Source organism: Streptomyces sp. NPDC096079 (assembly GCF_040303145.1).
GTDB lineage: Bacteria > Actinomycetota > Actinomycetes > Streptomycetales > Streptomycetaceae > Streptomyces.
In genome coordinates this window covers 70,558-85,898 of sequence record NZ_JBEOST010000013.1, presented here as the reverse complement: position 1 = coordinate 85,898, position 15,341 = coordinate 70,558, and the positions used below count along the sequence as shown (strand labels likewise).

Below are 15,341 nucleotides of genomic sequence, written 5' to 3'. Positions count from 1 at the left end.
GGCGTCCACCGGACGGTCAGGTGCGGCCGGCCGGGACGGGGGGCCGCACGATGTCCTCCGGGTGGGCGGTGTGCAGCACGGCCTCCTCGTACGCGATGACGCCCGCCCCGACGAGAGCGTTGATGCCGGTCTCCAGGGTCCGCATGCCGTCACGGTGACCGGTCGAGATCATGTTGCGGATCTGGCGGGACTTTCCCTCGCGGATCAGGTTGCGGATCGCCGACGTGCCCACGAGCACCTCGAAGGCGGCCACGCGGCCCCCGCCGATCCGCGGAATGAGGGTCTGGTTGAGGATGCCGACCAAGGTGTGCGCCAACTGGAGCCGGATCTGCGGCTGTTGCTCGGCGGGGAACACGTCGACGATGCGGTCCAGCGTCTGCGACGTGTCGTTGGTGTGCAGGGTGGCGAACACCAGGTGCCCGGTCTCGGCGATGGTCAGCGCCGCGGAGATGCTCTCCGGGTCGCGCATCTCGCCGAGCAGCAGGACATCGGGATCCTCCCGCAGGGCGGAGCGCAGCGCGGCCGGGAACGAGTCGGTGTCGGTGCCGACCTCGCGCTGGCTGACCGCCGAGCGCTTGTGCCGGTGCAGGTACTCGATCGGATCCTCGATCGTGAGGATGTGCACCGGCCGGTGCGTGTTGACGTGGTCGAGGAGCGCCGCGAGGCTCGTCGACTTGCCCGAGCCGGTCGGCCCGGTGACCAGCACGAATCCGCGCGGCATGCCCGCCCACCCGATGACGACCGGGGGGAGCCCGAGCTGCTCGGCGGACGGCACGGCGAACGGGATGATCCGCAGCGCCAGCGCCGACGCGCCGCGCTGCACGAAGGCGTTCCCGCGCAGCCTGGCCTTCTCCCCCCAGCTGAACGCGAAATCGACCTGCTTCTCCCGGCGGAACCGCTCCGTGAGGTCCTCGCCCAGCACCCCGGTCACCAGCCGATCGACCTCCGCTTCGGTCAGTGCGGCGCCCTCGACCGGCCGCAGGGCGCCGTCGACGCGGAGGAACGGCGCCGAACCGGCGCTGAGCAGCAGGTCGCTGCCGCCCCGCTCCCACAGCTCGCCCAGCAGGTGGTCGATGGTCGCGGAACTCGGCCCGGACATGGTGGTCTCCTCGGTGCTGTGCTCGCTCATGGCAGGACCGTCCACTGCTTGACGGTGCCGGTGTGGCCGTCGAAGGACACGGCGGCCCGGACGAGCGGTCCGGACAACAGGTCGATCCGGGTGCCGCCGAGACGCTCGGTCGCGCCGCCGCTCCCGGCGGTCACGCGGTAGGTGACGGTCAGCCCGGCCAGCTGGGAGGCCCTGGTCAGGCCGCACGGTGCCAGGTCGATCCGGTCGGTCACCGGGCCGCTCGATCCGCGACGGACCGGCACGTCCAGTGAGGTGGCACCGGTGCAGGTGCTCCCGGTGAAGTCCACCGACAGCCTCACGGACTCCACGTCGCCGTCGTCGTGGTGCGTCACCTGCAGGACGACGTGGTCGAGCGGTCCGGTCGCCGCCGAGGCCGGCGGGGCGTAGCCGCCCCAGGTGAGGGACGCCCGGCCACCGCCGGGGAGGGTGGCGTCCGTGACGTCGACGGGCGCGCCGGGAGCCGGGGTCGTGAACCCGGTGGTCGCGGTGACCGACGCCGGTGTGGCGATCACGGCCGGATAGGTCGTGAACAGCACCGGCTCCGGTGGGATTCCGATCACCGGACGGAGGTAGCGGGTGGCGGGGCTGATGCCGAGGTCGATGGTCCGGGCGATGATGCCGCGGGTGACGACCTGGGAGCCGACCTGGCCCATCGACAGGTCGACGGCTGCGGTCGGCGCGTAGACGGTGCCGTTGATCACCAGACGGCTGTGATCGGTGGCCGTGTCGGCGTCGTCGGTGGACTTCAGCACCGCGCACCGGTTGCCCGCGGTGAGGCAGCCGGACAGGGCCCTGAGGGACGGGGCCCGGAACACGATGTCGAACTCGACGCCGTCGAGCCGGCCGGTGGCGCCGGTACTGCCCGTGCCCAGCTCCACCGCGTAGTCGACGGCGAGCCCGGCCACCTGGTCGTCCTGCGTCACCCCACAGGCGCGGAGGTCGACCACGTCGACGCCGAGGGCTCCTGGACGGGCGGCGAGGGCGTGTCGCGCGTCGCAGGCCGTACCGGTGCCGGACACGGTCAGCGTGGCCGTGGGCGGTTTCGCCGGCGGCGGTGGCTCCGTCGGGGGCGTCGGCTCCGTGGGTGTGGGCGGGTCCGTGGGTGGGGGCGGGTCCGTCGGCGCGGGCGGTGCCGGAGTGGTGTCGTCGTCCTGGTGCGACACGCGCAGCAGCACCGTGTCGATCACCGACCCCGGCGGCAGCGGCGGCATCGCGAACGTGCCGAGCCGGATCGACGCCGACGGGGTGACGGTGGCGAGCGCCGCGGCCGAGGTCGTGGTGCCGTCGATCGCCTGCGCGTTCCTCGGGTCGAGGAACGCCGCGGCGGTGGGCGTCGCGGTGCTGATCGCCGTGGTGGGCCGTACCGAGACCGGCGGGCGGTAGTCCAGTTCCAGGGTGACGCCGTCGAGCCGAGCGGTACCGGTGGTGCCGCCGGCGCCCAGGGCGGCGGTGTACGTCACGACCAGGCCGGCCAGTCGGGCGGGGTCGGTCAGCCCGCAGGCGGCGACCAGGTCCAGGGTGTCGGTGGTCAGCGCGCCCTGGCGCGCGGCGAGCTTCCTCGGGGCGGTGCAGGAGCCGGGCAGCCCGGGCCCGGTCAGGGCGACCGCGACCGTCGGCGGCGGTCCTCCGGGAGCCCCGGGATCCTCGCGGTGGGCGATGTGGAGCAGCGCCCCGTCCAGGTCCGAGCCGGGCGGCACCGCGGGCGTGTCGTAGCCGCCGAGGTCGATGGCGGCGGTCGGCGTGGTGACCGCGTCGAGCGCGGCGCGGGCCGTGTCGGCGCCGTCGATCGTCCTGGCGGCGGCCGCGGGGAGGAACGTCGTCGACTCCGCGCTCGTCGCCGGCCGGGGCGGCGGCGGGTCGTGGACGACTTCGAGCCAGGCGCCGTCCAGGGAGTCGGCGCCGGTGGCGCCGTCCTCGCCCAGCCCGGCGGTGTAGGTCACGGTCAGTCCGGTCAGCTGGGCGGCGTCGGTGATGCCGCATGCCTTCAGGTCGACGCGGTCGTCGCCGAGAGCGTCCCGCGCGGTGAGCGGCACCTTCGTACAACCGCCGCCTCCGCCCGCGGGGGTGACGTCGATCCTGGGCGCAGCCGCGTCGCCGGTCTCCCGATGGGCCACCCGCAGGACGGCGGAGTGGACCGTCGACCCCGGCGGCAACGGCGGCCGGCCGAACCCGGCCAGGGTGGTCGACGCGGACGGGGCCGCCGTCGTCAGATCGGCGCCGGCCACCGACGGGGTCGGCTGTTCGCCGATCTCCAGGGCGTTGTCGGGGGCGGTGAAGCCGGTCGACGCGGTCACGGAGGTCGGCTTGAACGTGGTCGGCGTGCGGTAGGCGACCTCCAGCCGGATGCCGTCGAGACGTTCCGTGGCGGTGGCGCCGTCCGCGTCCAGGGAGGCGGTGTACGTCACGGTCAGGCCGGCCAGACGGGCCGGGTCGGTGAGCCCGCAGGCGCCCAGCAGGTCGATCGGGGGGTCCACGGCGAGCGCCGTGTGCCGCGGCAGGTCGTCGGTGCGGCAGGTCTCCCCGCCGACGGCGGTGCTGATCTTCACCGCGCCGGGGGCGGTCAGGTCGCCTTCGTCCGCGTGCCTGACACGGAGCGTCGCGCCGGTGATGACCGAGCCGGGCGGTACGCGCGGGGTGAAGCCGGCGAGCTGGGTCGAGGCCGAGCGACGTCGCGTCGGGTCGAGGAGGGCGTCGGCCGTGCAGCCCGCGGTGCCCGTCGGCTGGGGGCACCCGGGCAGGGTCGGCCGTTCGCCGCTGGTCAGGGCCTGGGCCGGGTTGGCGAATCCGGTGTTCGTGACCACCGCCGTCGGCGTCAGGGTGTGCGAGGGCTTCGGCGGCCGGACCCCGTACACCGCGACCTGCTGCGCGTCCGGGGTCACCGGGGCGCACAGCTCCACGTGTCCACGGTCGACCTGGAGCCGGCTGCCGCCGCCCATCATGACCTGGACGCCTTCGGGCCGCGTCGCGGCGCAACCGCCCCGCTCGGGGACGGTCGGCCGGGTGGGGGCCTCGGGGTCCCAGCCCGCCTGCGTACCGCCGACCACGCTGACCGTGGGGTCGTCGACCGTCCAGACCGCCGTGCCGCCGGCGAAGGTGAAGTCGAAGGCGTAGACACCCGGCTGCAGCCACACGACGACCCGGGGGCAGGCCCCACCGGTGAGACGGGTGAGGGCGAGGGCGTCGTCGTAGTAGCCGGGCTGCAACCGCACCAGCCAGGAACCGGGGCCGGGGCACGCGGGGACCGTCCGCCGGACCGGGACGGCCGTGGCGGGCGGGGTGTAGTCCGGGTCGGCGCCCACGACCTCGTCGGCGGGGGCCGAGGGGGTGTCGTCGGCGCAGCCGTGCACGTACGGCGTCTGGGTCGGTGGCAGCCGGGGCTGTGACACGGCGGGGGAGCAGTCGCCGACGGCGGACACGTCGCCCGACACCACCATCGAGGCGCCGGCACCGGTGGTGATGTTTGCGTGGGAGAACACGCCGCCCTGCACGCGCAGACGTGGCGTGGTCACGTGGATGCCGTCCCCCTCCGCCCGGCCCAGGCTGCGCAGCGCGTCCTGCGGTTGGGTCGCGCGCGTGGTCACCGGAGACGCGTGGAGGGGGTCGCAGCGGACGATCATCCGCCGGTCGTTGATCGGCGGTGCGGTGTAGTCGGCGCACGGGTTGCCCTGCGAGAAGTTCTTGATCGCGAGCTGCGTGGCCCCGTCGGCGCTGTATCCGCGCTTGCCCTGGTCGACGTACACGCTCGCGGCCTTCAGCCCCGTGCCGGCGAAGGACAGGACCGACACGGCGACCACGCTGAAGACGAGGACGAAGGCCAGCGCCAGGACGAGTACCGCGCCTTGTTCGTCGTCGTCGCGCGGGCGGCGCGGGTAGGGGAGGAGTGGACGCGGGCCGGGCGGATGCGGGCGGCGCGTCTGCGGGCGGCCGGTCATGACGCGCTCGATCGTCGGACGGCCGTGAGGGCCGTCGGGGGCACGGCGGGGTCGCTCTGCACGGTCAGCGTTACCTCCATCGGCGAGGCGCACGAGGTCTCGGCACCGCAGCTCAGAGTCACGGGACGGGGGGATGTGGTGGGGTCGAACCGGCCCAGCAGCGTGGTGACGGCGCGTCCGTCGGCACACCTCACCCGCTGGAGGGCGCCGGTCGGCCGGTCGTAGGTGTAGACGACGTCGGTGCCGGACCCGCTCAGCTGGACGATCACGTCGGCGACGCCGCACGCGGGGTCGGTCGTGACCTCGTCCGCGCTCTGCACGTCGCCGTAGAAGTAGCGGTTGAGGGTGCCCACCGCGCTGGTGGCGGCCACCCGCCTCTTGGTGTCCGCGGTGAACCGCAGTCCCAGGAGGATGGCCTTGGGCAGCAGGAGCCCGATGACGCCCAGGATGACGATGGTGACCAGCAGCTCGGTCAGGGTGAACCCCGACTCCGGGCGCTCGGTCGTCCGTTGCGTCCTCATGACAGCATCGCCTCCCGCTTGACCACGTCGAGCGTCGCGTCCCTGACGGGGTGCGGGCCGGTGGCGTGCACGGTGAGGGTCACCTTCTGCACCCCCGTGTCGGCCGGCGGGCAGGCCCGGTCGAACGCCGCCACTCCGTCCCAGTACTCGACGGTGACGGTGACGGTGTACCCGGCCGGCGGCGTCGGCGTCTCGTAGCTCCTGGCGCAGGGCACGTACGGGGCGCTGACGATCCTCTCGGCCGCGCTGCGGATGACCGAGTCGGCGCTGGTCACCTTCTGCTGCGTGACCGAGCTGATGATCGCGGTGCCGAGGCCCCCGAGGATGGTCACGAAGGCGATGCCCATGAGCACCACGGCGACGAGTACCTCGACGAGTGTCTCGCCCTCTTCGCCACGGGGGAGCCGTGGACGGCGTGCCAGGGCGGTCACGGGACCTCGACCTGGTTGTAGACGCCGTAGATCGCCGAGAGGAGGGCGACGGCCACGAATCCCACGACGACCCCGACCATGATCACGATGGCCGGCTCGAACAGGCTGGTCAGCCGCTTGAGTTTGTGCTGCAGTTCCTTCTCGTAGAAGTCCGACACGTTGTCGAGCTGGTCGTCGAGGGTTCCGGTCTCCTCGCCCACGCGCATCATCTGGGTGACCGCGCCGGGGAAGAGCCTGGTGCGGGCGATCGGCCCCGAGATGCCGCCGCCTTCGAGCATCTCCACCCGGGCCTTCCCGATGGACCGTTCGTAGATCAGGTTGTTGGTGCCCGCGCCGGCCAGGCCCAGTGCCTCCGGCAGGGGCACGCCGGCCTTGATCATCGAGGTCAGGATGCGGCAGAAGCGTTCGATGACCATGTAGCGGACCACGTCGCCGACCACCGGCATCGCCAGCAGGAACCGGTCGCGCAGGGCCCGTCCCCCCTCGGTCCGCAGCCCGGCGATCACCGCCGCGACGAGCGCGACGAGCACGCCGACGATGACCGGGTACCAGGCCGTGACGAAGTCGGTGAAGCCCAGCAGGATCCGTGTGGGCAGCGGCAGTTCGGCGTGGAACGACTCGAAGAACAGCTTGAAGCGGGGCAGTACGAAGACGACCAGGACGAGTACGACGCCGACGGCCAGGGCCGTCACCAGGCTCGGATAGGTCAGGGCGGAGCGGATGGTGCGCCGCGCCTCGACGTCCCGCTCGATGTATCGGCCCAACTGGGCCATGACGACGTCGAGTTCACCGGTCGCCTCCGCCGAGCGGAGGACGGACGTGTAGAACGGGGGGAGTGCCTTGGTGTGGACGGCCATCGCGCCGGCGAAGCTCTCGCCGAAGCGGAGCGCGTCCATGACGTCGACGAGCACCTTGCCCAGCTTCTTGTCCTTGGTCTCGGCGCGGATGATCTCCAAGGCGTCCAGGAGGGGGACGCCGGCCTTGATGAAGGCGGCCATCTGGCGGGAGAAGTTGCTCAGTTCGACCAGGTCGACCTTCTCCGCGGTGAGTTCGAGCTGGAGCAGGTTCCGGCCCGCGGCCTTGACGGACCGCACGTCGTAGCCCTGCCGGGTCAGGCTGTCGGTCACGCCGTCGACACTGGAGCCCGCCAGCACGCCGGTGGCCTGTCTCCCGTCCGGGCCGACCGCGACGTACTTGAAGGTGGCCATGCCGGTGCCCTCCTGGTTTCCGTGTCAGAGGTTCGTGTCGTCGGTGTGTGTGGGGCGTCCATGGACCCGGTCGCCGGGGGGCTTGCCGGTCAGGCCGGGCCGGCGGCGGTCGGCCCGGGCTCGCGGCGTGATGGACGGGCCTAGGCCACGTACACGCCGGCCATGATCTCGGCGATGGTCGTGACGCCCTGCTCCACCAGGCGGACGCCTCCGTCCAGAAGGCTCTCCATGCCCTGTTCGCGGGCGGCCTCGCGCAGGCTGCTGATCGACGCCTTCTCGACGAGCAGCCGCTTGACCGTGTCGCTCATCACGAGCAGTTCGAAGACGCCGATCCGCTCCTGATAGCCGGTCCGGGAGCAGAAGGTGCAGCCCCGGCCCTGCCAGAAGTCGGTGTCGGTCGACCCGCCGGCCTTGGCGAAGAAGGCCAGTTCGTCCACGCCGGGCCGGTGGGGCTCGCGGCACTGGTCGCAGATCCGCCGTACCAGGCGCTGGCTCACCACCCCGGAGACCGTGGAGGTGATCAGGAACGGTTCGATGCCCATGTCGGCGAAGCGGTGCAGTGCGGAGCAGGCGTCGGCGGCGTGGATCGACGACAGGACGAAGTGGCCGGTGAGGGCGGACTCGACCGCGATGCGTGCCGTCTCGGCGTCCCGGATCTCGCCGACCAGGATCACGTCGGGATCCTGCCGGAGGATCGAGCGCAGCCCGGTCGCGAAGGTGACGCCCGCCTGTTCGTTGATCTGTATCTGGTTGACCGACGGGACCACGTACTCCACGGGGTCCTCGATGGTGGTGATGTTGCGCTCGCTCTGGTTCAGCTCGCCGAGCGTGGCGTACAGGGTGGTCGTCTTGCCGCTGCCGGTCGGTCCGCCGCAGGCGACCATGCCGTAGGGCGAGCGCAGCAGGGAGGAGAACCGCTCGTAGGTCGCGGCGGGCATGCCGAGCTCGGCCAGCCGCAACAGCGTGCGGTTGCTGTCGAGCAGTCGCAGCACGGCCTTCTCGCCCCAGATGGTGGGGGTGGTCGCGACCCGGATGTCGACCGACCGGCCGTCGATCTCGGTGGCGATCTGCCCGTCCTGCGGGCGCCGCCGGTCGACGATGTTCATGTTGGCCATGATCTTGATCCGGCTGACCACGGACGGGCCCATGTTCTCCGGAAGGCTCAGTACGTCATGCAGCGCGCCGTCGATGCGGTACCGGACGCGGACCCGGTCGCCGTGCGGTTCGATGTGGATGTCCGAGGCCCGGTCGCGCAGGCCCTGGGTCAGCATGAGGTTGACCAGGTGCACGACCGGCGCGTCCTCGCTCACCACCCGGGCGCCGGAGTGGGCGTTGCGGGCGGTCTCGGCCGCCTCGAAGGCCTCGACCAGACTGCTGACGCCGCTCAGCGCCCGGTAGGCGCTGTCGATCGAGCGCCGGATGTCCGAGGGAGCCGCGATCGCCCACCGCACCTGATCGGGCGCGACGGCCCGGCCGACCTCGTCGAGCACGCGTGGGTCGGCCGGGTCACCCGCCGCGATCAGCAGGGTTCCCTCGGACCGCCGCACCGCGACGACGCCCAGCGAGCGGGCCAGCGCCTCCGGCACCCGGGCGGCCGCCTCCGGATCGGGTTCGCTCTGGCGCAGGTCGGCGACCGGGACGCCGAGTTGCACCGACAGCGCCTCGATCAGCGGCCGCTCGTCGACCATGCCGAGTTCGATTAGCAGGGCGCCCAGACGCTTGCCGGACGTCGACTGCTGCAGGAGCGCCTCGTCCACCTGCGCCGGGGTCAGCACCCCGCGCAGCACGAGCAGTTCACCCAGCCGCGAGCGCTTCTCTCCCGCGGGTGACGTCCGCTCGTCGACGGACGGATCGCCCTGGACCGGCTCGCCCGACGGGACCGGGTACGGCGCCGGGCTCCCCGCTCCCTCGTGCGGCGTGACGTCCTCGACCGCAGGGTCGGTCGTCGCCGCGCGGCGCCGGAGAAGTCGGCGATTCGCCAAGGAACCCACCCCTTTCGCGCTTCGGTGCAACGGCTCGTCGTTCGCCGGGAACACGTCCACGGAATCGTCAGCCGCTGATTAGTCAGCTGCACACTACATCACGTCTCGGGGCTGTCATCTGCGGTACCGAATCGCCGATACCTGCCGCAGTCGCCTCTTGTGTGTCCCTCGGGTGCTGCGTAGTCTGCCGCTGATTAATCAGGCTGTTACTAGTACTCGGTTCCGCTGAACCGGTCGCTGTAGATGGAGAAAGATGTCCACATACCTGCACGTCACGCCGCGCCGTCGCCTGCGCGCGCCGAACGAGACGGCGGACGCCGGCTTCACGCTCATCGAGCTTCTCGTGGTCATCGTGATCCTCGGCGTCCTGTCCGCCATCGTCGTCTTCTCCGTCCGAGGCCTCAACGACAAGGGCCAGGGCGAGGCATGCAAGGCGGACCGGGCCACGATCGAGACCGCGGAGGAGGCGTACTTCGCGGCCGGCAACAGGGGCAAGTACGGCACCATGGAGCAGCTGGCGGACGGCGGGTTCCTGTCCGCCGTGTCCAGCTGGCACGACGTCAACCCCGTGGGCGACACGTTCAAGATCACGCCGCTCGACGCGTCGAGCCCCTGCGCCTGATCCGGGGAGGTGGTGCCGGGCGGCAGCGCAAGCGCCGTCCGGCGCACCGCCGTCCGCGCGCGGCGGAGGTGCGCGGAGCCGGTCCGGACTGCCGCACCCTCTCCTGTGGCGACTGATCCATCCGGTACGGCACCATTGCGCCCATGTCATACGCATATGCCGCGTTCATCGGTCTGTTGGGGCTCGCGGTGGGGTCGTTCCTCAACGTCGCCGTCTCCCGGGTGCCCGCCGGCCGCTCGGTCGTACGGCCCCGCTCCGCCTGCCCGCGATGCGCCACCCCGATCGCGGCCCGGGACAACATCCCCGTCGTGTCCTGGCTCCTGCTGGGCCGGCGCTGCCGCGCCTGCCGGGTTCCGATCCCCGCGCGCTACCCGCTCGTCGAAGCACTCACCGCGATCCTGTTCGCCGCCGAGGCGCTGCGTTTCGGGCGGTCGGAAATGCTGCCGGCCGCACTCGTCTTCACCGCGGGGCTGCTGGCCCTGGCCGCCTGCGACGCCGAGCGGTTCCTGCTCCCCCGGCGGCTGGTCTACCCCACTCTCGGCCTCACCGCCGCCTGTCTCCTCGCCGCAGCCGCGGCCACCGGCCAGTGGCATCGGCTCGTCGTGACCGCGGCCTGCGGAGTGGGCGGGTTCGCCGTCTTCCTCGCCCTGCACGGGGTGCGGCCGGCCTGGCTCGGGTTCGGCGACGTGCGCCTGGCCGGCCTGCTCGGCACCGGGCTGGGCTGGCTCGGTCCTGGACATCTCGTCTTCGCGCTGATGGCCGGCAGCGTCGCGGGACTGGTCGTGGCCGTCGTGCTCATGGCGGCGGGGCGGGCGAACCGCCATACCCGTCTCCCCTTCGGCGTGTTCCTCGCCGCGGGCGCCATCGCCGCGCTCCTCGTCGGCGCTCCCGTCGTCCACTGGTACGAGACCGTGAGCGATCCCTACGCGACAGGCGCGCCGTTCTCCCTGGTCCGCCCCTGACTCCGCCCCCGGCCGGAGGGCCTTCCGCACGCGGAAGACGCGGTCCGTCCTCCCGCGATCCGCCCCTCGCCCGGCCGCGCTGGCCTCCCGCGATCCGCCCCTCGCCCGGCCGCGCTGTCCTCCCGCGATCCGCCCCTCACCCCCTCGACCGGGCGCTCCGGACCCCCACCGGGGCGACACCGCGAACGCCCGCGACGCCCCTTACCCTGTTACCCATGGGAAACCCTGATCTGCCACTCGCCGAGTGGATCGTGCTCGCTCTCATGGCCGAACGCCCCACCCACGGCTTCGCCATCGCGGCACTCACAGCAGAAGGCGCCGCGATCGGCGAGTTCTGGTACGTCTCGCGCCCCATGGTCTACCGGTCGATCACGAGGCTGGTCGAGCGCGAACTGATCACCCCGGTCGGTGCCGAGGAAGGCAATCGCGGCCCGCAGCGCATGATCTACGCCGCCACCCGCTCGGCGAAGACGGCGGTCAGCCGGTGGCTCGGTGAACCCGTGGTCCAGCTGTTCGACGTCCGTGCCGAGCTCACCTGCAAGCTCCTGCTGCTCCAGCGCCGTGAGGCCAGCCCGGCTCGCCTGGTCGAGCGTCAGCGGGTCGTCATCGACGAGATCGAGGAGTCGCTGCGCGCCAAGGAGCACACCGGCGACTACCTCACCCGTGCGATCTACGCCTGGCGGTTGGAACACGTGCGCGCCGCGGGCCGGTTCCTCGACGCCGTCGACGTCGACGCGACGCGGCCGGCGGTCAAGAGCGGCTGACGTCACGCTCGCTCGCACAGTCCGACGGGCCCGGCGGTCGCCTCTTCGCGATCGCCGGGCCCGTCTCGTACATCAGGGTCTTCCGGGAGCCGCCCGGAGCGGCTCGCCGGCTACGGCACCTCGACGACGGTCTCGCAGGAGCCGCCGACCGCGATCGCGTCCGTGCCCGGCAGCGTCGGGCCGCCGTTGGCGTCGCCGGCGCAGACGTCCGCGCCGCTGCCGCCGGAGAGGGTGTCGCTGTCGGCGCCGCCGATCACGGTGTCGTTGCCGTTGCCCGCGGAGAGCGCGTCGTTGCCCGCCCCGCCCTTGACGGTGTCGGTGCCGTCGCCGCCGCTGACCGCGTCCTTGCCGTCCCCGCCGTCGACGTGGTCGTTGCCGCTGCCGGCGGACACGGCGTCGTCGCCGCCGAACGTGCAGATGGTGTCGTTGCCGCCGTTCCCGCTGACACTGTCGTTCCCGTTGCCGGTCACGATCACGTCGGAGCCGCTCGTGCCGGTCACGGTCCCGTTTCCGGTGATCGTGGCGGCGAGGCCGTTGCAGCCGGCCGAGACGCCGATGGTCACCGTCGCGATGTTGGAGTCGACCGTGCCGTCGGTCGCCTTGTACGTGAAGCTGTCGCTCCCCACGTAGCCGCTGCCCGGCTGGTAGCCGAACGAGCCGTCCGGGTTCAGCGTGAGGGTGCCGTGCGTCGGCCCGGTCACGACCGAGGCCGTCAGCGCGGAGCCGTCGGGGTCCGTGTCGTTGCCGAGGACACCGGGAGCGGCGACGGTGAGCGGGGTGTCCGCGCCGACCTTGCCGTACGACTCGTCGGCGGCGGTCGGCGTCCGGTTCGTCGCGTTGAGGAGGACCGACGCGTCCTTGACGAACGCCGCCAGGCTGTTGCTGTTGGCGGTGACGACATCGGGGCGCCCGTCGCCGTCGAGGTCGGCCACCGCGATGGCCTGCGGGTTGCTGCCGCCGTTGAGCCCGAACGCGAGCGGCTCGCCGAACGCGCCGGTGCCGTCGCCCTCGAGCACCACGACCTGGCTCGACTCGGAGCCGGCGGCGACCAGGTCGACGTGCCCGTCGCCGTTCAGGTCGGACACGGACACGGAGGTGAGGTTCGCCCCCGCCGACAGGACGCTCGCGGTGCCGAACCCGCCCGCGCCGTCGCCGAGCAGGACGGCGACGCTCCCCGGGCCGGGTGCCACGAGGACCGCGTCCAGCGCGCCGTCCTCGTCGACGTCGGCGAGCTTGAGCTCGGACGGCAGTGTCACCCCGGCCGGGACGCTCGACGCCGTGCCGAAGCCCCCGGTCCCGTCGCCCGCCAGCACGGAGAGCGTGCCGTTCGCGGTGTTCGCCGTGACGAGGTCCTGATGGCCGTCGCCGTCGAGGTCGGCGGCGGCGATGCCCTGCGGGCCGGTGCCGGCGCCCAGTGCGTGCTGCGTCGCCGCGCCGAACGTGCCGTCGCCGTTGCCGCGCACCACGGAGACGTTGTGCGTGTTCGTGTTGGACGTCGCGAGGTCCGGCTTGCCGTCCTCGTCGAAGTCGCCGACGGAGACGTCGGTGGGGAAGCGCGCGACACACGGGTTGTCGCCGGTGGTGTCGCACCCGGGCGTCGGGTTGAGCTGCAGCGCCGTGCCGGCGCCGAGCGCTCCGGAGCCGTCGCCGAGCCAGACCAGGGCGACGTTTCCGCGCGCGTCCTGGCTGACGACGTCCTGGTCGCCGTCGCCGTCGACGTCGCGGATCACCGCCGAGTGGAGGAAGAGGCTCGACGAGGTGCGGGGCGCCGCGTACTTCGTCACGGCGCCGAAGGTGCCGCCGCCGGTACCGAGGAAGACGCCGATGCCCTCGGTGCGGATGCCCGTCACCAGGTCCGGCGTCCCGTCGTCGTCGAGATCGCCGATCGCCACGGCGGAGCCGCCGCGGCCGTTGTCGTCGAGGTTCACCGCGGTTCCGAAGCCGGTCGTGTTGGCTCCGGTCGCCGAGGCCGCGGTGGCGACCATGGCGACGGTCGCCACCGCGAGGGCGAGCGCCGGGATCCGGCGTGACCGCAGGCGCGTGACCGTGGCCGCGCGGCCGTCCGGGGTGAGGTGACGACGTGGTGATCTGCTCATGATGAGGCCCCTCCTCAGGGCCTGGAATGCGGAGAGTCGGTGACGCGCTCGGCGGGGCTGCCGCCGAGGGATGAGCTGCCGTGCCGGCCGTTGCCGATCCGGCCGGCACGCGTGGCCGGGCGGCGTTCCCGCCCGTTTCCACTAGTCAACGATTGACAACTAAGGCAGGCGGACGCGGTCGGCGCCGTGAGGTCGGGGGCGCGGGCCCGCGGGCCGGGACCGCCGGCGGGGCGCCCGCGCCCGGCCGGCGGTCCGCTGCCCCGCTCGTGGCCTAGTAGCCGTAGGCGGCGAGGGTCGACTGGATGGTGCTGTCCGTCTCCCACTTGTTCCTGAACAGGTCGCTCCAGGCGGCCGCCGCACCGGTGTTGCCGCCGGTCAGGGCGACGCCGAACTGCTGGATGTCGCCGTATCCGGAGTACTCGCTCGCGTCGACCTCGGACCACACGTTGGGGTCGTTGGACGTGGTGCCGTTCAGCGAACTCGACGTCCAGCTCACGTTCACGACGTTCGACTTCGCGACGAGGCCCAGCTGGGTGTTGCCGCCGGCGTTCGCCGTGACCGCGCCGCGGACCTGGCTGATCCCCGACTCCACGCGCACCTTGCACGCCGTGCCCGCGCTGTCGCACGCGCTGCCCCGGAACACGTTCTGGCCCGCACCGCTCTCGGTCCAGGTGAACCCGTTCTGGATCAGCGCCTGCTTGGAGGCCGCGCCGAACGGAGCGGAGGCCGGGTCGGCGACCGCGACCCGGCGCCCGCTCGTCCCGAGCCACGTCACCAGGTCCGAGACCGTCGTGGGAGCACCGCCGGAGACCGGCGTGGCATCACAACGGGGCGACTGCGCCTTGCCGTTGCCGCTGCCGTTGGCGTCGGCGCCGAGCGCCAGCGGCGGAGTCCCGCCGTTGGACGGGTCGTCGCCCTTGGTCGAGCCCGCCCAGTTTCCGCTGCAGCTGTAGATCGCCAGGTGCCCGATCGCCACCGGGCGCTTGCTGTCGGCGTCGCCGTTGCACTCGACGCCCGCGCTCGCCGTGCACGTCCCGCCGTCCGAGGTCGGGATGACCGCGTCCACGTTCGCCTCGTCCGCCGACAGGAACGCGTCGATGTGCAGCGGGCCGTCGACGCAGTTGTTCGACGAGGAGGGGTTGCACGTGGTGTAGGGGCCGGCGCTCTTCAGCTGCTGGCGCAGGCTTCCCGACGTGATGCCCCGCATCGTCGAGGTGTCGATCGCCGGCTTGTTCCAGTACCCGCCGACCTGCGACGCGGTGTTCGCGGTGAACGCGGTGAACCCCTGGATCGTCGCGATCCGGCCCTTCATGTCCTTGAGGGCGGGGTACATGTTGTTCGCGACCCCGACCTGCGAATCCGTCGTGGCGGACGCCACCGGCGCCGCGGTGGCGATCAGCGCGGTGGCGAGGGCGCCCGCCGCGAAGACCTTCCGCATCCGGCGCATCGCGGTGAGGCCGGAGCCCTTCGCGCTCCGGGCACGCATGGACTGTCTTTGCATGTGCTACTCCTAGTCGATCCGGTTGGCGGCGGCTGCCGCGTGAGAGCCCCGCTGGGGGGAGTGAGCGGATGTCCGAAATCTCTTATGCATCTGCGTCACTCTCGGCGTGACGGTGCCGCACACGCCTAGATGGTGCTCACGCGATCACTCAGTAGTCAATGATTGACAACTTTGCTCACTGTGGGTGTAATGC

At 72.4% G+C, this 15,341-nt stretch carries 11 protein-coding genes; 3 read left to right on the top strand and 8 right to left on the bottom strand.

Going from position 1 to position 15,341, the window contains the following annotated elements; all coding sequences use genetic code 11:
* Nucleotides 1-16: 16 nt before the first annotated feature.
* The 6 genes from ABTY59_RS24870 to ABTY59_RS24845 all read right to left on the bottom strand — a co-directional run bounded on the left by ABTY59_RS24870 (nucleotide 17) and on the right by ABTY59_RS24845 (nucleotide 9,203).
* Nucleotides 17-1,129: a type IV pilus twitching motility protein PilT gene (locus ABTY59_RS24870; protein ID WP_352021236.1), complete on the bottom strand. Its 1,113-nt coding sequence runs from the start codon at nucleotides 1,127-1,129 to the stop codon at nucleotides 17-19.
* Nucleotides 1,126-5,061: a hypothetical protein gene (locus ABTY59_RS24865; RefSeq protein WP_352021235.1), complete on the bottom strand. Its 3,936-nt coding sequence runs from the start codon at nucleotides 5,059-5,061 to the stop codon at nucleotides 1,126-1,128. The genes ABTY59_RS24870 and ABTY59_RS24865 overlap by 4 nt, the downstream gene beginning before the upstream one ends.
* Nucleotides 5,058-5,582 (bottom strand): type II secretion system protein, encoded by a 525-nt coding sequence (locus ABTY59_RS24860; protein WP_352021234.1) that lies wholly within the window; start codon nucleotides 5,580-5,582, stop codon nucleotides 5,058-5,060. Before ABTY59_RS24860 ends, ABTY59_RS24865 begins: the two co-directional genes overlap by 4 nt.
* Nucleotides 5,579-6,013 carry a prepilin-type N-terminal cleavage/methylation domain-containing protein gene (locus ABTY59_RS24855; RefSeq protein ID WP_352021233.1) on the bottom strand — a complete coding sequence of 145 codons (435 nt, stop codon included), beginning with the start codon at nucleotides 6,011-6,013 and terminating at the stop codon, nucleotides 5,579-5,581. Before ABTY59_RS24855 ends, ABTY59_RS24860 begins: the two co-directional genes overlap by 4 nt.
* Nucleotides 6,010-7,221: a type II secretion system F family protein gene (locus ABTY59_RS24850; RefSeq protein ID WP_352021232.1), complete on the bottom strand. Its 1,212-nt coding sequence runs from the start codon at nucleotides 7,219-7,221 to the stop codon at nucleotides 6,010-6,012. Before ABTY59_RS24850 ends, ABTY59_RS24855 begins: the two co-directional genes overlap by 4 nt.
* A 140-nt stretch (nucleotides 7,222-7,361) precedes the next feature.
* Nucleotides 7,362-9,203, bottom strand: a complete 1,842-nt coding sequence (locus ABTY59_RS24845) for a GspE/PulE family protein (protein WP_352021231.1) — start codon at nucleotides 9,201-9,203, stop codon at nucleotides 7,362-7,364.
* 253 nt (nucleotides 9,204-9,456) lie between these two features.
* Between ABTY59_RS24845 and ABTY59_RS24840 the strand changes: the two genes are divergently transcribed.
* The 3 genes from ABTY59_RS24840 to ABTY59_RS24830 all read left to right on the top strand — a co-directional run bounded on the left by ABTY59_RS24840 (nucleotide 9,457) and on the right by ABTY59_RS24830 (nucleotide 11,551).
* Nucleotides 9,457-9,825, top strand: coding sequence for a competence type IV pilus major pilin ComGC (locus ABTY59_RS24840; RefSeq protein ID WP_352021230.1), 369 nt, complete (start codon nucleotides 9,457-9,459; stop codon nucleotides 9,823-9,825).
* Nucleotides 9,826-9,968: 143 nt separating this feature from the next.
* On the top strand, nucleotides 9,969-10,787 hold the full coding sequence (locus ABTY59_RS24835; RefSeq protein WP_352021229.1) for a prepilin peptidase: 819 nt from the start codon (nucleotides 9,969-9,971) through the stop codon (nucleotides 10,785-10,787).
* 215 nt (nucleotides 10,788-11,002) lie between these two features.
* Nucleotides 11,003-11,551 (top strand): PadR family transcriptional regulator, encoded by a 549-nt coding sequence (locus tag ABTY59_RS24830; RefSeq protein ID WP_352021228.1) that lies wholly within the window; start codon nucleotides 11,003-11,005, stop codon nucleotides 11,549-11,551.
* 110 nt (nucleotides 11,552-11,661) lie between these two features.
* On the opposite strand, the gene ABTY59_RS24825 is transcribed toward ABTY59_RS24830, so the two are convergent.
* Nucleotides 11,662-13,647 carry an FG-GAP-like repeat-containing protein gene (locus ABTY59_RS24825; protein WP_352021227.1) on the bottom strand — a complete coding sequence of 662 codons (1,986 nt, stop codon included), beginning with the start codon at nucleotides 13,645-13,647 and terminating at the stop codon, nucleotides 11,662-11,664.
* Nucleotides 13,648-13,918: 271 nt separating this feature from the next.
* Nucleotides 13,919-15,148: a type 2 periplasmic-binding domain-containing protein gene (locus ABTY59_RS24820; RefSeq protein ID WP_352021226.1), complete on the bottom strand. Its 1,230-nt coding sequence runs from the start codon at nucleotides 15,146-15,148 to the stop codon at nucleotides 13,919-13,921.
* Nucleotides 15,149-15,341: the final 193 nt, after the last annotated feature.